Below are 18,118 nucleotides of genomic sequence, written 5' to 3'. Positions count from 1 at the left end.
ATGGCCCGGGGGCTCAGGCGCTCGCTTCGCTCTCCAGCAGCATGAACAGGCGATACAGCACCACGGTGCTGAACAACTGCAGGAAGCCATTGAGGCTGTCCAGCGCCAGTTGCACGCCGGGCTGCGGCTCGGGGAACAGGCCCAGCAGCAGGCCTTCGAGCAGCCACAGCGGCGCCAGCACCGACAGCATGCAGACCATGATGCGCAGGAAGTGCCCGGTGGTCATGCGTGCGCTGGTGCGCATCGCCTCGATCACCGGCAGGCCGCGCAGTATCAGCAGGTACTCGGCGAACACCAGGTTCACCATGATCCACACGCCGGGGAAGATGAACAACGCCAGGCCCGCCATGATCAGCAGCGAACTGATCACCACCAGCAGCGCCAGCGCCGGCCACAGCTGCAAGGCGCGGGCGAACAGGTCGCGCTTGGCGATGCTCTGGCCGTTGCTGCGAGTATCGAGGTAAAGGATCAGCGCGGCGCTGTACAGCGGGTAGAACAGCAGGCTGACCAGCATGCCGTAGGCCGGCGAGGCCTGTTCGCCCAGTTGCCGGTAGAGCAGTTGGCTGGCCAGGGCCTCGAGCACCACCAGCGGCAGGCACAGCTGGAGGATGCTCGCCAGGTGGCGGCGGAAGAAGTACAGGGAGTCGCGCAGAACGCTCAGCGGATTCATCGGTCAACATCGCATGGCAGAAAAAGCAGGGCGTAACTGTAGCCCAGTCGGCCCTCTTGCTGAAAAAAGTTTCATGGCCCAGGCAATTGCAACGCCGGCTCCCGGCCCCCATCTTTGACGCTGTCCGATGTCCTGTTCGGCCCACGAGGTTGCCCCGATGAACACTGAAGAACAAACCCTGATCGATGGCCTGTTCGGCCGTCTCAAGCACGCCGAGGATCCGGCCCAGCCGCGCGATGCCCAGGCCCAGGCGCGGATCGAGGAGCACCTGCGCGAGCAGCCGGCCGCGCCTTACTACATGGCCCAGGCGATCCTGGTGCAGGAAGCGGCGATCAAGCGCCTGGACGAACAGAACAAGCAGCTCGAGGCCGAGCTCAAGCAGGCCCGTGCCCAGCTCGAGGCGACCCGCGCCAGCAGCCCCAGTGGCGGTGGCGGTTTCCTTTCGAGCATCTTCGGTGCCGGCGCCCGCAGCCCGGCGCCAGAGCCGCAGCGCGCGGTGGCGCCGACCTCATCCACCGGCGGTGGCTGGCGTGAGCCGGCGCCCCAGGCCTATGCCCCGCCAGCTGCGCCACAAGGGTTCGGTGCGGCGCCCGCGCCGGCGCGCGGCGGGGCCAGCAGCTTCCTCGGCGGCGCCATGCAGACCGCCGCGGGGGTGGCCGGTGGTGTGTTGCTGGCCCAGGGCATCAGCAGCCTGTTCAACCATCACTCGCAGCCTGAAGAGGTGGTCGAGGTGATCAAGCAAGAGCCGGCACCGGCCAGCGAACCAAGCGCCTGGAACGACCAGGACAGCCAGCGCCAGGTGGCCGACAACGGTGGCTGGGGCAGTGACCAGGGCGGTTTCGCCGACAGCGACTACAGTGGCGACGGCGGCGGCTTCTTCTCGGACGACGACTACGTCTGAGGGCTCTGGCATACTGCCGGTCCAGATCGCGGGGCAGTGGCTTGCCCGGCGATACTGCTCCACCGCCAGAGAGAGCCCACGTGAAGAAAATCGCGCTGTTCGCCGACGTGCAGAACCTCTACTACACGGTTCGCCAGGGCCATGGCTGCCACTTCAACTATGCCGCGCTGTGGGCCGAGGTCAGCCGCGAAGGGCAGATCGTCGAGGCGCTGGCCTATGCCATCGACCGTGGCGACAGCAAGCAGCAACAGTTCCAGCAGATCTTGCGCAACCTCGGCTTCGAGGTGCGCCTCAAGCCCTATATCCAGCGTGCCGACGGTTCGGCCAAGGGCGACTGGGACGTCGGCATCACCCTGGATGTGATCGAGGCAGCGGCGCGGGTCGACCAGGTGGTGCTGGCCTCCGGCGACGGTGACTTCGACCTGTTGCTGGAGCGGGCGATGCAGCGCCATGGCGTGGAAACCGTGGTGTACGGCGTGCCGGGGTTGACCGCGCTGTCGGTGATTCGCGCGGCCAGCCGCTACGTGCCGATCGAGGGCAAGCTGCTGCTGCGCTGACCCCCTGCCTTGCTGGCGAACCAGACGACGCGGAGGATGGCACCGGCTGCGCCGGTGTTCGCCGGCAAGGCCGGCTCCTACGGGGCGTGCGACCGGCCTGGCCCGTAGGAGCCAGCCTTGCTGGCGAAGCAGGCGCCGCGCTATCACCCTCGACGGCACCGCCTATCGGCTCGACTTGCTGTCCAGATGCCCCAGCGGCACCCGCCGCTGCACCGCGCTCGAGAGGATGATCGAGGTCTTGCTGAAGCCCAGTTGCGACACCCGGTTGATCAAGGCTTCCAGCTCACCCATCGACGCCACCGCCGCCTGCATGATCACGCAGGGGTCGCCCGTTACCCGGTGGCACTCGGTCAACTCGGGGATCTTCTCCAATGCCTCGTAGGCCTGCTGGTTGCCATGGCTGGCCAGGCGCAATTCGATCACGCACTGGATCGGCAGGCCGATCTTCTCCAGGTCGACCTTGGCCGTGTAGCCGCTGATCACCCCGCTGGCCTCAAGCTTGGCCACCCGCTCGGCCACTGCCGGGGCCGACAGGTTGACCTGGCGCGCCAGCTGCGCGTAGGTGGCCCGGCCGTTTTCCAGCAAGGCGGCGAGGAGCATGCGGTCATATTTGTCCATGGCGATTCCTGGTGGCTTTGCAATCGATGGTAAAGCGCGTGCACAACCATTCATTTAAAAGTGTTTTGGTGTTTTAAAGCCGTTTTGTAACTTAAGTTTGCCGGTGACCCTTTCTAAACTAAGTCACCCGTAAACGGATTTCGAGCCCTTCTCCATGCCTGCCTCTCGTCGCTTTCCACTGTTGCTTATCGGTGCCTTCCTTGCCCTGTACCTGGTCTGGGGCTCGACCTACCTGTTCATTCGCATCGGCGTGGAGTCCTGGCCGCCGCTGCTGATGGCCGGGGTGCGCTTCGTCATCGCCGGCAGCCTGCTCTATGGCTTTTTGCGCTGGCGCGGGGCGCCGGCGCCGACCTGGCCACAATGGCGTGCGGCCGGGGCCATTGGCTTCTTGCTGCTCAGTTGCGGCAACGGCGGCGTGACCCTGGCCGAGCACGCTGGGGTGGCCTCGGGCGTGGCCGCCCTGGCGGTGGCCACCGTGCCGCTGTTCACCCTGGTGTTCGGGTTGTTGTTCGGCCATCGCAACTCACGCCTGGAGTGGGCGGGGATCGTCCTCGGCCTGGTCGGCATCGGCCTGCTCAACCTGGGCTCCAACCTGCAGGCCAGCCCCATGGGCGCGGCGCTGATCCTGTTCGCCGCGGCGGCCTGGGCTTTCGGTTCGGTGTGGAGCAAGAGCCTGCCGCTGCCCCAGGGCGCCATGGCCAGCGCCGCGCAAATGCTGGTGGGCGGCGCCGCGTTGCTGATCGGCAGCGCGGTGAGCGGCGAACGCCTGACCCAGATGCCCACCGCCGCCGGTTGGGGCGCGCTGGCCTACCTGGTGTTCTTCGGCTCGATCCTGGCGTTCAGCTCGTACCTGTACCTGCTCAAGCACGTGCGCCCGGCGGCGGCCACCAGCTACGCCTACGTCAACCCGGCGGTGGCGGTGCTGCTGGGGATTGTGTTCGCCGGCGAGCAGATCGGCGCCGAAGAGTGCGTAGCCATGGCGGTGATCATCGGCGCGGTGGTGCTGATCGGCCTGCCGCAATGGCGCAAGGCGCCGCAGCCGCCGGCAGCGTTGAAAGGCGAAATGTGCAAGTAGGCAGGGACGTTGCGGTAAACTTGCCGCCTTCGCTGAACCCCCTGACGGTATTGCCATGAACTTCGCCCAACTCGGCCTGATCGAACCGCTGCTGCGCACCCTGCAGACGCTGGACTACACCACCCCCACCCCGGTCCAGGCCAAGGCCATTCCCGCCGTGCTCGCCGGCCGCGACCTGATGGCCGCGGCCCAGACCGGCACCGGCAAGACCGCCGGCTTCGCCCTGCCGGTGTTGCAGCGCCTGGCCCTGGAAGGGGAGAAGGTGGCCAGTAATTCGATCCGCGCGCTGGTGCTGGTGCCGACCCGCGAGCTGGCCGAGCAGGTGCACGCCAATGTGCGCGAGTATGCCGAGAACCTGCCGCTGTCCACCTATGCGGTATACGGCGGGGTCAGCATCAACCCGCAGATGATGCGCCTGCGTCGTGGCGTCGACCTGCTGGTGGCCACCCCAGGGCGGTTGCTCGACCTGTTCCGTCAGAACGCCATCAAGTTCGGCCAGGTGCAGACCCTGGTGCTCGACGAAGCCGACCGCATGCTCGACCTGGGCTTCGCCGAAGAGTTGCAGGCGGTGTACGCCGCGCTGCCGCGCAAGCGCCAGACGCTGCTGTTCTCCGCCACCTTCTCCGAGCAGATCCGCCTGCTCGCAGGCCTTGCGCTGAACGATCCGCTGAGCATCGAAGTGAGCCCACGCAACGCCGCCGCGACCACGGTCAAGCAGTGGCTGGTGCCTGTGGATAAAAAGCGCAAGGCCGACCTGTTTATCCACCTGATGCGCAAGCAGCGCTGGAAGCAGGTGCTGGTGTTCGCCAAGACCCGCAATGGCGTGGACCAACTGGTCGAGCGCCTGCTGGCCGAGGGCGTGAATGCCGACGGCATCCACGGCGACCGCCCGCAAGCGACTCGCCAGCGGGCGCTGGACAGCTTCAAGGCCCGTGAAATCCAGGTGCTGGTGGCCACCGATGTCGCTGCCCGCGGCCTGGACATCGACGATCTGCCGCTGGTGGTCAACCTCGATCTGCCGATTGTCGCCGAGGACTATGTGCACCGTATCGGCCGCACTGGCCGTGCCGGCAACAAGGGCGAGGCGATTTCGCTGGTGTGCGCCGATGAGGTGAACCTGCTGGCCTCGATCGAGACGCTGATTCGCCAGCAGTTGCCGCGCCATGAAGAACCGGACTTCATCCCCGACCACCGGGTGCCGCAGATCGACGCCAGCGGCCAGGTGGTGAAGAAACCGAAGAAGCCGAAAAAGCCCAAGGAGAACAGCGCCAAGCGCGGCCTGGGGCGCTGGATGGACAGCGCCGAGGGCGGCGCTGCGCAGCCGCCGGTGAAAGCGGTGCGCAAGGTCCCGAGCTTCGGCGCCAAGCCGGGCAAGCGCAAGCCCTGAAGCGCTTCGCCGGCAAGGCTGGCTCCTGCAGGTGACTGCGCAGGAGCCAGCCTTGCTGGCGAACAGGGCCTTACGCCGGGCGCATCAGCCAATCCGCCGCGGCATTTCCCGCGCGCAAACCACTGGCGAAACACGCCGTCAGCAGGTACCCGCCGGTCGGCGCCTCCCAGTCCAGCATCTCGCCGGCGCAGAACACCCCGGGCAAGCCCGTCAGCATCAAGCCTGGGTCCAACCCTTCGAAACGCACGCCACCTGCGCTGCTGATCGCTTCGTCCAGCGGCCGCGCGCGCACCAGGGTGATCGGCAATGCCTTGATCGCCACCGCCAGCCGCTGTGGCTCGGCGAAGGTCGCCGGGTCGGTAAGCTCGCGCAACAGCGCAGCCTTCACCCCGTCGATACCCAGCTGGCCTTGCAGGTGCTTGGCCATCGACCGCGAACCCCGGGGCTTGGCCAGGGCCTGGGCAATCTTGTCCACAGGCCGGTCCGGCAGCAGGTCGAGCAGCAAGGTCGCCTGGCCGTCGCGATTGATCGCCTCGCGCAACGGCGCCGACCAGGCATACACCAGGCTGCCTTCCACGCCCTGGGCGGTGAGGATGAACTCACCCTTGCGCGGCGCGCTGCCCGGCACGGCCAGGGCAATGTTCTTCAGCGGCGCGCCAGCGAACTTGTGCTTGAGCAGGTCGCTCCAGCCCGCCACCTCGAAGCCGCAGTTGCTCGCCTGCAACGGCGAGATATCCACACCGCGCTCGGCCAGCAGCGCCGCCCAGGCGCCGTCCGACCCCAGGCGCGCCCAGCTGCCACCGCCCAGGGCCAGTACCACGGCGTCGGCGCGCAGCTGCAATTCACCCTGTGGATAAGCGATCTGCAAGGTGCCGTCGGCGTTCCAGCCGAGCCAGCGGTGACGGGTGTGGATAACTACCCCGGCCTCGCGCAGGCGCTTGAGCCAGGCGCGCAGCAGCGGCGCGGCCTTCATGTCGCGGGGGAACACCCGGCCCGAGGTGCCGACGAAGGTTTCGATGCCCAGGCCGTGAATCCACTGGCGCAGGGCCTGGGCGTCGAAGCCGCGCAGCAGCGCGTCGATGTCGCCCTGGCGTTCGGCGTAGCGGCCGATGAAGGCGGGGTAGGGCTCGGAATGGGTGATGTTCATGCCACCGACCCCGGCCAGCAGGAACTTGCGGCCCACCGAAGGCATGGCATCGAACACCTCGACCGCCACCCCGCGTCGGGCCAGGGCCTCGGCGGCCATCAGGCCGGCAGGGCCGCCACCGATCACGGCGACAAGGGGACGGGAGCTGGGGCGGGGATCGTTCATGGCGGGGCGACAGGCTGTGGAAAAGAGCGCGCATTCTACCCCAGCGCGCCCTGCCCAGGTACTGCTCAAAAAATGATCAAGCCTTTGCAGCTCAGGTAGTTAAAGGGCTGGCGCGGCTTTCCCGCAGGTTATCCACAGGCGGTTCCACAGTCATTGTGAACAACCCATGACCCGCGCGGCGCTGTGATGGAGGATGCCGTGGCGCCGGGCCAGGGCCAGGCGGTCCTTGCTGTAGCCACCGCCGATCACCCCCACCACCGGGATGTCGCGGCCCAGGCACTGGCGCAGCACGTGCTCGTCGCGGGCGGCCAGGCCCGCGTCGGTCAACTGCAGGTAACCCAGGGCATCGTCCTGGTGCACGTCGACCCCGGCGTCGTACAGCACCAGGTCGGGCTGGTACAGCGGCAGCAGGTAGTTCAGCGCGTCTTCCACCACCTTGAGGTAGGCCTGGTCGTTCATGCCGCGCGGCAGGGGGATGTCCCAGTCGCTGTGGGCCTTGCGCGCCGGGAAGTTCTGCTCGCAGTGCAGCGACACGGTCACCGCCTCGGGGGTGTCATGGAGGATGCGCGCGGTGCCGTCGCCCTGGTGCACGTCGCAATCGAAGATCAGCACCCGCTGCACCCGCCCGGCCTGCAGCAGGTACTGGCTGATCACCGCCAGGTCATTGAAGATGCAGAAGCCTGCGGGGTGATCGTAATGGGCATGGTGGGTGCCGCCGGCCAGGTGGCAGGCGATGCCATGCTGCAACGCCTGCTCGGCGGCCAGCAGCGAGCCGCCGACCGCGCGCACGGTGCGCCGGGCCAGGGCTTCGCTCCAGGGCAGGCCCAGGCGGCGCTGGTCCTCGCGGGACAGCTCGCCATTCATGTAGCGCTCGATGTAGCCGCGGTCGTGGGCCAGGGCGAGGATGTCATTGGGGCAGACCTGCGGGCGCAGCAAGGCCTCATCGGTGGTCAGGCCACTGTCCACCAGGTGATCGCGCAACAGGCGGAACTTGTCCATCGGGAAGCGATGGTCGGGGGGAAATTCAGGGCTGTAGTCGTCGTGGTAGATCAGCGGCAGGGGCATGGTGTCGGCGCGGTGAGGGCGAGTGCCGATCTTGCCAGTATTGCTGGCGCCGATGCCAATGCAATCGAGCGTGGCAGGCGCCGGCTTGCCGGCGAACAGTGGCACAGCCGGTGCTACCCGCCGCGTCGAGGGGCTCGCCAGCAAGCTGGCTCCTACAGGGGAGGTGAGCTCAGCGGCCGCTGGAGGCCAGCACCCGCTGCCAGTCCGGCTCGTTCAGGCGCCCGAGAATACGCGCCTTGCCGCTGCCATCCAGCGAAACGAACAGCGCGCTGGCATAGCCGCTTGCACGCTCGCCACCGGGGACATGCTGCTGGCGGGCGAAATGGTCGATGCAGCCGTTGTGGGTCACCAGCACCAAATTGTGCCCCGGCCGCTTGTGGGCCATGGCTTCGGCGGGGAACTGCGGGTCGCAGGTGCCCAGCCAGTCTGCGCTGGCCAGCGCCTGGCCGAGAATGAAATGCGCGGTCTGGCGGGTGCGCAGCTTGGGGCTGCTGAGCAGGTCGGCGCCGTTGAGCCCCAGTTCGTGCAGCCCCTGGCCGACCCGCTGCGCCGCCTGGCTGCCGGCCACGGTGATACCGTCGGGTTCAGCCAGGCACGGCCCGGGGGCGGCGTCGCAACGCTCGGCGTGGCGGATCATCACGATCACCGCGCCGTCCTTCCAGGCTTGCAGCAGGCCGCTGTCGCTCAATTGTTGCTCGTTGCCAAGGTTCACGATGGGTGTCCTCGTCGCTAGCCACGCCCCGCCGCCGACCAGGGCCAGAACCAGGCCGAAGGCGGCGCCGAGGGTCATGGGCGAACGGCGGCGCCGAGGGCGGGCCAGGATGGCCGGGTTGGGCAAGGTGTTGCTGGGAAGCATGCGTCACTCCGATGGCAGTGCGGCGTCGACGGTGGCCGCGGTGTCTGCCGGCATTCTGCGCAGCCGGCTGTCGGAGGGCGGTGAAGCCGATGTGAAAAAAGCATCGCTCTGGGTACGGGCGCGCGGATCGGCCTACGCTGTACACTGGCGCACTGCGATTCTGGAGCCCTGCGATGCCCCCCATCCTCGAACTGGAAAGCCCGCGCCTGGTGTTGCGCCAATGGCAGGACGACGACCTGCGCGAATTCGCCGCGCTGTGCGCCGACCCGCAGGTGATGCGCTACTTCCCGGCACCGATGACGCGGGTCGAGGCCGCCGCGCTGATCGGTCGGATCCGCGGCCACTTCAACGAATACGGCTTCGGCCTGTGGGCCCTGGAGCGCAAGGACACTGGCGCCTTCATCGGCATGACCGGGCTGCTTAACGTCAATTTCGACGCCGCCTTCGCCCCGGCCGTGGAGATCGGCTGGCGCCTGGCCCGTCGCCATTGGGGCCTGGGCTTTGCCAGCGAGGCGGCGTGGGCCTGCCTGCGCTGCGCCTTCGCCCAGCTGCAGCTGGACGAGGTGGTGTCGTTCACCACCGCCAGCAACGTGCCCTCGCAGAAAGTCATGCAAGCCATCGGCATGCGCCATGACCCGGCCGGCAGCTTCGAACACCCACGCCTGCCGGCGGGGGACCCGTTGCGCCCGCATGTGCTGTACCGCATTGACCGCGCCTGCTGGCAGGAGAACCAGCGCGGTTGAGTGCAGGGCCATCCAATCGACGGGTTGTATGACAAACCTTGTATCATTTGCCGACATAACAGCACCGTGACGCCTTGCCAGGAGATGCCCATGAGCCATGTACTCGACGATCTGGTCGATTTGCTGAGCCTCGAGTCCATCGAGGAGAACCTGTTCCGCGGACGCAGCCAGGACCTGGGCTTTCGCCAGCTGTACGGTGGCCAGGTGCTCGGCCAGTCGTTGTCGGCGGCCAGCCAGACGGTCGAGGACGCGCGCCATGTACATTCGCTGCATGGCTATTTCCTGCGCCCAGGCGATGCCAGCATGCCGGTGGTCTACTCGGTGGACCGCGTGCGCGATGGCGGCAGCTTCAGCACCCGGCGGGTGACGGCGATCCAGAAGGGCCAGCCGATCTTCACCTGCAGCGCGTCGTTCCAGTACGACGAAGAGGGATTCGAGCACCAGGCGCAGATGCCTGATGTGGTTGGCCCGGAGAACCTGCCCAGCGAGGTCGAGCTGGCCCACAAGCTGGCCGACAAGCTGCCCGAACGCATCCGCGAGAAGGTGCTATGCGCCAAGCCCATCGAGATCCGCCCGGTGACCGAGCGCGACCCGTTCGACCCCAAGCCGGGCGACCCGGTCAAGTACGCCTGGTTCCGTGCCGACGGCACGCTCCCGGACATCCCCGCGCTGCACAAGTACCTGCTGGCCTACGCCTCGGACTTCGGCCTGCTGACCACCTCGCTGCTGCCCCATGGCCGCTCGGTGTGGCAGAAGGACATGCAGATCGCCAGCCTCGACCACTCGCTGTGGTTCCACCGCGACCTGCGCGCCGACGAATGGCTGCTGTACGCCACCGACAGCCCTTGGGCCGGCAATGCCCGTGGTTTCTGCCGCGGCAGCATCTTCAACCGCGCCGGGCAGCTGGTGGCCTCGTCGACCCAGGAAGGGCTGATCCGCCATCGCCAGGACTGGGCATGAGCCTGGGCGATATCCGTCACTGGGTGTTCGACATGGACGGCACCCTGACCGTGGCCGTGCATGATTTCGCGGCCATTCGCCAAGCCCTGGGCATCCCGGCCGCGCACGACATCCTCACCCACCTGGCCGCGTTGCCGGCGGACGAGGCGGCGGCCAAGCATGCCTGGCTGCTGGAGCACGAGCGCGACCTGGCGCTGGCCTCGCAGGCTGCGGTCGGGGCGGTGGAGCTGGTGCGTGAGTTGGCCGCGCGCGATTGCCGGCTGGCGATCCTCACCCGTAACGCCCGCGAGCTGGCCCACGTGACCCTGCAAGCCATCGGCCTGGCCGACTGCTTCCCGGTCGAGCAGATTCTTGGCCGTGACGAGGCCGCGCCCAAGCCCAGCCCGGATGGGCTGCTGCAGATTGCCCGGGCCTGGGGCGTGGCGCCTGGCGAGATGGTGATGGTCGGCGACTACCGCTTCGACCTCGATTGCGGCCGCGCCGCTGGCACCCGCACTGTGCTGGTGAATCTGCCGGACAATCCCTGGCCGCATTTGACCGATTGGCATGCGGCGGACTGCCGGGCGCTGAAGGGGTTGCTGCTGGACGCTCAGTGACACTGGGTTTTCCTGGCGCCGGTGTTCGCCTACAACGCTTTCGGCCTGTAATACCCGTAGGAGCCAGCCTTGCTGGCGAACCAGGCGACGCGGTGGATGGCACCGGCTGCGCCGGTGTTCGCCGGCAAGCCGGCTCCTACAACGCGTACGGCCTGCAACACCTGTAGCCAGCCTTGCTGGCGAACCAGGCGCCACGGAGGATGGCACCGGCTGCGCCGGTGTTCGCCGGCAAGCCGGCTCCTACAACGCGTACGGCCTGCAACACCTGTAGCCAGCCTTGCTGGCGAACCAGGCGACGCGGAGGATGGCACCGGCTGCGCCGGTGTTCGCCGGCAAGGCCGGCGCCTACGCCGTCTGCGACCTGCAATACCTGTAGGAGCCAGCCTTGCTGGCGAACCAGGCGACGCGGTGGATGGCACCGGCTATGCCGGTGTTCACGGCTAAAGCCGCTCCTCCAGGGACCGTGCCGGTTCGCCATTGGCGATGGCCGCACACCAGGCTGAAGACCTGTCTAAGCTGCACTGCACCTTTCCCCCCGATGGAGACGCCTCTCATGAGCAGCAAAGCCATCTACATCCAACCAGGCGGCGGCTACGACAAGGTCCAGGTCGGCACCAGCGAGGCCGCCGCGCCCAAGGCCGGTGAGATCACCGTGCGCCTGCACGCCAGCTCCCTCAACTACCACGACTTCGCCGTGGTCAGCGGCATGTGGGGCCCCAGTGAGCGACGTATCCCCATGGCCGACGGCGCCGGCGAGGTCATCGCGGTGGGCGCGGGTGTCAGCGAGTTCCAGGTCGGCGACGCGGTGGTCAGCACCTTCTTCCCCGACTGGCTCGACGGCCAGGCCCAGGTCGAAGGCTTTGCCAGCGTGCCGGGCGATGGCATCGACGGCTACGCCCGCGAGCAGGTGACCGCCCGCGCCACCTCCTTCACCCATGCACCCCGGGGCTACAGCCATGCCGAGTCGGCGACCCTGACCACCGCCGGGCTGACCGCCTGGCGCGCGCTGATGAGCGATGACCACCTCAAGCCGGGTGACAGCGTGCTGGTGCAGGGCACCGGCGGCGTGTCGATCTTTGCCTTGCAGTTCGCCAAGCTGGCCGGTGCCACGGTGATCGCCACCTCGTCCAGCGATGCCAAGCTCGAGCGCCTCAAGGCGCTGGGCGCCGACCACCTGATCAATTACCAATCCACCCCGGCCTGGGGCGAGAAAGTGCGAGAGCTCACCGCCGGCCGTGGCGTGGACCATGTGATCGAAGTCGGCGGCCCGGCCACTCTGGAGCAATCGATGATCGCCGCGCGCATCGGTGGGCATGTGTCGTTGATCGGCATCCTCACCGGTGTTGCCGGGCAGTTGCCGTTGGTCCAGGCGCTGGTGCGGCAGATCCGCCTGCAAGGGGTGCTGGTGGGCAGCCGGGCGCAGCAGCAGGCGATGGTCCGCGCCATCGACGCCAACGGCCTGCGGCCGGTGGTGGACAAGCACTTCGAACTGGAGCAGATCGTCGAGGCGTTCCGCTACCAGGAGAGCAACCGGCATTTCGGCAAGATCTGCCTGACCTGGTGATGCCGCAGATGGCTTGCGGGCGATCTTGTCGGCGTTGCTGGCGCAATGCCTGCAGGAGCGGGCCGCGAACACCGGCGCGGCGGGTGGCAGACACCGCGGCGCCTGGTTCGCCAGCAAGGCTGGCTCCTACAGGTGGAGCGCTTCAGGTATGTGAGAGCCGTGGGAACATCAGCGGCTGCGCGTCCAGGGCGGTGGCGGTCGAACCCCAGACGAACAACGCATCGTCGTTATCCACAACCCGGGTGGCGAACCCGTCGGCCTGCAACGGGGTGAAACCCAGCACCACCTCGCGGGTCGTGTCGCGCACCAGTTCCCCGATCAGCGCCAGCAACACCACCGGTCGCGCGCAGTACACCTCGGCCAGCAGCATCTGCCCCTGCTCGTGCTCCACCACCACATAGGCGTCGTGCGTCGTCGAATAGTGCAACGCTTCGCGGTAGGGGCCCTGGCAATAGAACATGGTCTGCGACACATGGGGCTGCAGGCTCAAGCGTGCCTGTGGACAACTGCTGGCGACCGTGGCCATGAAATGGCGGCGTTGATCGTTGTCATCGAGGTCGACCGGTTTGAAGCTGCTGGCACGCGGGGAGGCCGACCACGGCAGGTAATGCTCATGCTCGAGTACCCGGCGAAAACCGAACTTGGGGTACAGCTCCAGCACCGTGCCATTGGCAAACAGGTACAACAGGTCGCAGCGCTCGGCCCAGCGCGACACCAGGCGCTCCATCAGGTAGCGGCTGTAGCCGTTGCCTTGGGCCTCGGGCGCGGTCATCACCGTGCCGATCTGCACCGTGCGCAGGTGCTGGCCGTCGAGGCTGAAGTCGAGCCGGTTGCTCGAGGCGTTGGCCAGCATCTGGCCCTGGCGCACCAGCGAGCAAGGCTGGTGGTCGTCCGGCCAGAAGCCGGCCTGGTACCAGGCTTCGAAATCGAAGCCGTAGGTCTGCCGGGTGAGGGCATTGAGTGCGCCGCGCAGGTGCGGGTCGTCGCGGTAGTGCTCGACCAGGCGCAGGCTGGGGTCATCGAGAATGACGGTCATGGCATCCCTTGCTGTCGGTGAAGTGGGATGAACGTTACCTGCCGCGCGTTTGTAAAACTGTAAGGCTTTGTGCGGCGGGCTTGCCCCGAGACAGTGCCGGCAGCGTGCTCATCGCCAGCCATTCTTGACGAGGGAACCCCTGGCGCGACCCGGATTGACGCAAATGGACAAGCCGAACGCGACATCTGCCGCGATCAAGCATGGGGTGTCGTGATCGCGCACCTATGGGACGTTCTCGAACAATTTTCCCACCGCCTGGGGGGCTTAAATGAACCCCGAAATCGCCGGTGCGTTGCTCTGTGAAAGCGTGAACAAGGTCAACAACAGAGCGTGAGCGACGTGTCATTCTTATTGCTTTTCAAGGAGATACTGTTTCGCCTACGCCTGCCCATCCCGTCCTTGTGTCCGCAAAAAGAGAACAATATCAATGAACACCGTGGGAACTGATGGCAACCTTGCACAAGGTTTCAAGCCACGTCATGTAACGATGCTGTCGATCGCCGGCATCATCGGTGCCGGACTTTTCGTAGGCTCCGGCCACGCTATCGCGGCCGCCGGGCCCGCCACCATTCTTTCCTATTTCGTGGCCGGCACCCTGGTGGTGCTGGTGATGCGCATGCTCGGCGAAATGGCCGTGGCCCACCCCGATACCGGTTCGTTTTCCACCTATGCCGACCAGGCCATCGGCCGCTGGGCCGGCTACACCATCGGCTGGTTGTACTGGTGGTTCTGGGTGCTGGTGATCCCCATCGAGGCGCTGGCCGCCGGGCATGTGCTCAATGCCTGGTTCCCCCAGGTGGACAGCTGGATCTTCGCCTTGGGCTCGGTGCTGCTGCTGGCCTGCACCAACTTGTTCAGCGTGGCCAAGTACGGCGAGTTCGAGTTCTGGTTCGCCATCCTCAAGGTCACCGCGATCCTCGGCTTCATCGGGCTGGGCTTCGCCGCGCTGATGGGCTGGCTGCCCGCGCGCGAGGTCAGCGGCCTGAGCAGCTTGATGGATGAGCACGGCGGCTTCGCGCCCAAGGGTTGGTCGGCGGTGGTGGGGGCGTTCATCACCGTGATGTTCAGCTTCATCGGCACCGAGGCGGTGACCATCGCGGCGTCCGAGTCCAGCGACCCGGCGCGCAACATCGCCAAGGCCACCCGCTCGGTGATCTGGCGCATCAGCACCTTCTACATCCTGTCGATCTTCGTGATCATTTCGGTGGTGCCGTGGAACGATCCGCAGCTGGCCGTGGTGGGTTCGTACCAGCGGGCGCTGGAAATCATGAACATCCCCAACGCCGCGTTGATGGTCGACTTCGTGGTGCTGATCGCGGTGACCAGCTGCATGAACTCATCGATCTACATCGCCTCGCGGATGATGTATTCGCTGGCCAAGCGTGGTGACGCCCCGGCCATGCTCAAGCACACCTCCAAGGTTGGCGTACCGCGCGCGGCGGTGTTCGGCAGCACGCTGATCGGCGCGGCCATCGCCATCCTCAACTACTTCGCGCCCAAGGGCGTGTTCGAGTTCCTGCTGGCCAGTTCCGGCGCCATCGCCTTGCTGGTGTACCTGGTGATCGCCATTTCGCAGCTGCGCATGCGTGGGCGCCTGGAGCGCGAGAACGCCAACCTGAAGTTTCGCATGTGGCTGTTCCCCTACCTGACCTGGGCGGTGATCCTGTTCATCAGCGGCGCCTTGGCGGTGATGATGTTCACCGAGGAGCACCGCGCCGAGGTGACCGCCACCCTGAGCCTGGCGATCGTGATTTCGTTCCTCGGCATCGTCACCAGCCGCGGCCACGGCCGTAGCGTGGCCGCCCAAGCATGACCCTGCGCCGGTGCCATCCACCGTGTCGCCTGGTTCGCCAGCAAGGCTGGCTCCTACAGGTGTTGCAGGCCGTACGCGTTGTAGGAGCCGGCTTGCCGGCGAACACCGGCGCAGCCGGTGCCAGGCACCGCGTCGCCTGCTTCGCCAGCATACGGACCGAGGCCGCAGGTGGGGCCTTCTATCTGGCCCCCTAACGCTCGCCGGGAAACAGCCAGCGAGCCACCTGCGGGCTGGTCAGCAGGTGCGTGGCATTGTGCCCGACCCCGGGCACCACGAACTGCCGATGAGCGATGTCGACAGCCCAGGCGCGCGAAAGAAACCCCTCGTAACGCAGGTAGCCGAGCTGGCGCTCGACGCGGTTGCGCCCCTGCGCCTGCGCCCCACAGCTGTGGTCCATGATGCGGCTGGCAGCATGGGTATCGCGTGCACCTACCAGGTAGGTCACGTTGCGCGCCGCATAGCGGCGAAACAACTGCTTGGCATCCAGGCCTTGGCTGACCAGGTAGGCGGGAGGCTGCTCCAGGCCATAGCGATACTGGTTGTAGCCCGGGCACTGCTTGCCCGGTAGCGCTGCGAAGCCCGTGGGCGTTGGCCGATTGGCGTCCAGGTACAGGTACGAGGACGGGCTGGAGATCACATAGCGCACCGGCAGGCCCGCGACCGCCTTGCCCAGCACGGCGTAGCGCTGCATGAGCTGGGCACCGGCCGAGTGGCCGATCAGCACGACCTCCTTGAGACGCGGGAAGCGCCTGCTGTCGGCCAGGTAGGCCAGCAGGTCGTCGAGCACGCTGAAGGTGGCGATGCCGCGGCGACCGGCGCTCGATTCGCTGCCTTGCATCCACTGGTCCTTGGGCCATAGCGGCATGGCCTCGGTGGCTGGCGAATCGTCGGCGCTGAGGAAGTTGGGCGCGATCAGCAACACGGCCGAGCCGCCGAGCCCGGCGTTGGCCAGCAGCTGCTGCGCGCCAGCGTAGTAGTCCTGGGCATTGCGGCGCACGCCGTGGACGATCACCACGGCACGTTCGGCCAGCTCGGGGCGCAGCGGGTCGGCATTGCTGTAGGCAAGCAAGTCGTAGGGTTGGGCCCGGCCAAGCTGCAGCACTTGCGCCGCCGCCAAGGTGACGCTGCTGAACAGGCTCAGCAGCAGGGCCATGCCCCAGGTCTTTACGGTGCAGCTGACGCGCATCCTGGTGGGCTCCTTCGCAAGGGCGGGTCACGGCGGTGGCCAAGCATCGAGGCCAGGCGTATTCAATAGTGGCGAACTGATGCTTTTGCCGCAGGCGTGATGTCATCTGAATGTTACATGAGCGCTTTAGCTAATCAATGGTGTGTTTCGCAAGCGCAATGTTATTCATTTGAGTGGTTACGCCTGTGCACTGAACGTGAACTTTTTATTTAATCGATGAAATGCGACTTTGCACGTATTGACAGCTGCCGCAGGCTCCTCAAAAATCGGTGGCCTGAGCGTCGCTTCGGTTGGAACCGAAGAAAATATAACAAGGGATAATGATAATGCTTGGATGTCTTTGGCAGCACCTGAAAATAAAAACAACTGCTTCCAGTATGGATTTCCTTGCACGGATAGCCGCTCACCACGCCTCCTTTTCGCCACACCCTGCCTTTTAGTTAATCCTGCCCATTTATCGCGCGACCACTGACTTTTCACAAAAAGACGTGGGGCCGCCTCGTGCCTGAAACTTAGTCTGCCGTGCCCGCTGGGGCAGGGTTGGCAAGTACTGGGTGCTCGAAAAAAGTAGATCGATACTTTGACGGCTATTGTTTGCTCGTAATAAAGGCAGCGCCGTTAATGGAATAAATTGTAATCCAATGGAGTGGCTTGACCATGTTCAAGAGTCGCAAACCCGTTGCGCTTGATGATCCTTCGCTCGAGCGCGTAAAACTTACGCCGCAAATGCTCGATTACGACCGTTTCGCCAATCGCGGCCGTTCGCAATACCTGCCCTATGTCATGAGCTTCAATGCCGCGGGCTATCAATCGGCGTCGATCAACACCGACCGCCTGGGCTTTCGTTTCGCCCACGACAAGCAAGGCCGGGCGATCAGTGCCGGCCAGCTCCAAGCCTGTGCCGATGGCCCGGTAAACATTCTTGTCGGCGCGTCGCCGGCCTTGGGGTACGGGGCTTCCAGCGATGCCACCTCGGTGGTGAGCCGGCTGGCGGCGCATGACCCGCAAGGCACCCCCTGGCTGAATTTTGCCGGCCACTGCTTCAACGCCACCCAAGAGCTGACGCTGTTCATGCTGCATATGCACCGGCTGCCGAAAATCCACCGGATCGTGGTCATGGGGGGCTTCAACACCCTGGTGATGGCGCGCCTGCCAGAGTTCGTCCGCGGTGAACTGCCAGCGTTTTATTTCTGCGGCGACTATTACGAGAAGTTCGACGAGATCGCCGAGGAGCATGGGGCGAAACTGCCACCGGCAAAACTTCCCAAGTGGCCCAATGAAACCACCGCGGTGCCGCCTGTGGCGCAGACCCTGGCGCGGGCCACGGCCGATACGCTGAACTGCCTGAAAACCTGGAAGTGCCTGGCGCAGTCGCTGGGTGCGGAACTTTCCTTCGTCATGCAACCCTTGGCCACCTGGGTGCGTTCGCCCTGCGCCGAAGAACAGAAGTTGTTTGACGAACTGGACCGTATTTCTCGGCTGGGGACGTGGCAACACTTGTACGGTGATATTTCCGACCCGGCGGTGGCTGCCCAGTATGCGGACAAACTCGCCAGCGGCTGCCATGCCCTGGGCATCCCGTTCAGCAACTTGGTCGATGCGTTGCAAGCGCGCCCGGCGGATGAATGGTTCTTTGTCGACCGCGCGCACTTTACCGACCTTGGAAACGATGTAGTGGCGCAGGCCATTCATCACCATCTGCAATGACATGTGAGGAAAAGACCATGTTCAAACGTATTCGCCAGGCCCTCGGATCGCTCTTCAAACGCAAGAAGAAGT

17 protein-coding genes are annotated in these 18,118 nt (G+C 65.9%); 10 read left to right on the top strand and 7 right to left on the bottom strand.

All coding sequences use genetic code 11. The features are described from left to right. Positions 1–13 precede the first annotated feature (13 nt). Positions 14–670, bottom strand: coding sequence for a YciC family protein (locus tag KSS95_RS24380; RefSeq protein WP_217850433.1), 657 nt, complete (start codon positions 668–670; stop codon positions 14–16). 157 nt (positions 671–827) lie between these two features. On the opposite strand from KSS95_RS24380, the gene KSS95_RS24375 reads away from it, so the two are divergent. Both KSS95_RS24375 and KSS95_RS24370 read left to right on the top strand, forming a co-directional pair. Continuing rightward, on the top strand, positions 828–1,571 hold the full coding sequence (locus KSS95_RS24375; RefSeq protein WP_217850431.1) for a DUF2076 domain-containing protein: 744 nt from the start codon (positions 828–830) through the stop codon (positions 1,569–1,571). Between the two features lie 80 nt (positions 1,572–1,651). Continuing rightward, entirely contained in the window at positions 1,652–2,128 is a 477-nt protein-coding gene (locus KSS95_RS24370; protein WP_134692319.1) for an NYN domain-containing protein, read from the top strand. Positions 2,129–2,290: 162 nt separating this feature from the next. On the opposite strand, the gene KSS95_RS24365 is transcribed toward KSS95_RS24370, so the two are convergent. Next, positions 2,291–2,746 carry an Lrp/AsnC family transcriptional regulator gene (locus KSS95_RS24365; protein WP_217850429.1) on the bottom strand — a complete coding sequence of 152 codons (456 nt, stop codon included), beginning with the start codon at positions 2,744–2,746 and terminating at the stop codon, positions 2,291–2,293. Positions 2,747–2,900: 154 nt separating this feature from the next. On the opposite strand from KSS95_RS24365, the gene yedA reads away from it, so the two are divergent. Together yedA and rhlE1 are read left to right on the top strand one after the other, a co-directional pair. Continuing rightward, positions 2,901–3,821 (top strand): drug/metabolite exporter YedA, encoded by a 921-nt coding sequence (gene yedA, locus KSS95_RS24360; RefSeq protein ID WP_217850427.1) that lies wholly within the window; start codon positions 2,901–2,903, stop codon positions 3,819–3,821. 55 nt (positions 3,822–3,876) lie between these two features. After that, entirely contained in the window at positions 3,877–5,208 is a 1,332-nt protein-coding gene (rhlE1, locus tag KSS95_RS24355; RefSeq protein ID WP_217850425.1) for an RNA helicase RhlE1, read from the top strand. Positions 5,209–5,278: 70 nt separating this feature from the next. Here rhlE1 and KSS95_RS24350 read toward each other — a convergent pair whose 3' ends face one another. The 3 genes from KSS95_RS24350 to pmrG all read right to left on the bottom strand — a co-directional run bounded on the left by KSS95_RS24350 (position 5,279) and on the right by pmrG (position 8,441). Next, positions 5,279–6,520: a TIGR03862 family flavoprotein gene (locus tag KSS95_RS24350; RefSeq protein ID WP_217850423.1), complete on the bottom strand. Its 1,242-nt coding sequence runs from the start codon at positions 6,518–6,520 to the stop codon at positions 5,279–5,281. A gap of 150 nt (positions 6,521–6,670) precedes the next feature. Next, positions 6,671–7,585, bottom strand: coding sequence for a histone deacetylase family protein (locus tag KSS95_RS24345; RefSeq protein WP_217854080.1), 915 nt, complete (start codon positions 7,583–7,585; stop codon positions 6,671–6,673). Between the two features lie 169 nt (positions 7,586–7,754). Continuing rightward, positions 7,755–8,441: a lipopolysaccharide core heptose(II)-phosphate phosphatase PmrG gene (gene pmrG / locus KSS95_RS24340; RefSeq protein ID WP_217850415.1), complete on the bottom strand. Its 687-nt coding sequence runs from the start codon at positions 8,439–8,441 to the stop codon at positions 7,755–7,757. A gap of 173 nt (positions 8,442–8,614) precedes the next feature. Between pmrG and KSS95_RS24335 the strand changes: the two genes are divergently transcribed. The 4 genes from KSS95_RS24335 (at position 8,615) to KSS95_RS24320 (ending at position 12,304) form a co-directional block, all read left to right on the top strand. Then, positions 8,615–9,184: a GNAT family N-acetyltransferase gene (locus KSS95_RS24335; protein ID WP_217850413.1), complete on the top strand. Its 570-nt coding sequence runs from the start codon at positions 8,615–8,617 to the stop codon at positions 9,182–9,184. A gap of 90 nt (positions 9,185–9,274) precedes the next feature. Beyond that, a complete protein-coding gene (gene tesB / locus KSS95_RS24330; RefSeq protein WP_217850411.1) occupies positions 9,275–10,144 on the top strand; it encodes an acyl-CoA thioesterase II in 870 nt (289 codons plus the stop codon). After that, a complete protein-coding gene (locus tag KSS95_RS24325; protein ID WP_217850409.1) occupies positions 10,141–10,740 on the top strand; it encodes an HAD family hydrolase in 600 nt (199 codons plus the stop codon). The genes tesB and KSS95_RS24325 overlap by 4 nt, the downstream gene beginning before the upstream one ends. A 553-nt stretch (positions 10,741–11,293) precedes the next feature. Continuing rightward, positions 11,294–12,304 carry a zinc-dependent alcohol dehydrogenase family protein gene (locus KSS95_RS24320; RefSeq protein WP_217850407.1) on the top strand — a complete coding sequence of 337 codons (1,011 nt, stop codon included), beginning with the start codon at positions 11,294–11,296 and terminating at the stop codon, positions 12,302–12,304. 142 nt (positions 12,305–12,446) lie between these two features. Here the strand turns inward: KSS95_RS24320 and KSS95_RS24315 are convergent, their stop codons facing one another. Then, entirely contained in the window at positions 12,447–13,340 is an 894-nt protein-coding gene (locus KSS95_RS24315) for a GNAT family N-acetyltransferase (protein ID WP_217850405.1), read from the bottom strand. Between the two features lie 427 nt (positions 13,341–13,767). On the opposite strand from KSS95_RS24315, the gene gabP reads away from it, so the two are divergent. Continuing rightward, positions 13,768–15,153 carry a GABA permease gene (gabP, locus tag KSS95_RS24310; RefSeq protein WP_217850403.1) on the top strand — a complete coding sequence of 462 codons (1,386 nt, stop codon included), beginning with the start codon at positions 13,768–13,770 and terminating at the stop codon, positions 15,151–15,153. 190 nt (positions 15,154–15,343) lie between these two features. Here gabP and KSS95_RS24305 read toward each other — a convergent pair whose 3' ends face one another. Next, on the bottom strand, positions 15,344–16,339 hold the full coding sequence (locus tag KSS95_RS24305; RefSeq protein WP_225935545.1) for an alpha/beta fold hydrolase: 996 nt from the start codon (positions 16,337–16,339) through the stop codon (positions 15,344–15,346). A 657-nt stretch (positions 16,340–16,996) separates the two neighbouring features. On the opposite strand from KSS95_RS24305, the gene KSS95_RS24300 reads away from it, so the two are divergent. Further along, entirely contained in the window at positions 16,997–18,046 is a 1,050-nt protein-coding gene (locus KSS95_RS24300) for a hypothetical protein (protein WP_217854078.1), read from the top strand. Positions 18,047–18,118: the final 72 nt, after the last annotated feature.

This window comes from Pseudomonas muyukensis (assembly GCF_019139535.1).
In the GTDB taxonomy this organism is placed as follows: domain Bacteria; phylum Pseudomonadota; class Gammaproteobacteria; order Pseudomonadales; family Pseudomonadaceae; genus Aquipseudomonas; species Aquipseudomonas muyukensis.
This window is presented reverse-complemented; position numbering and strand designations above follow the sequence as displayed.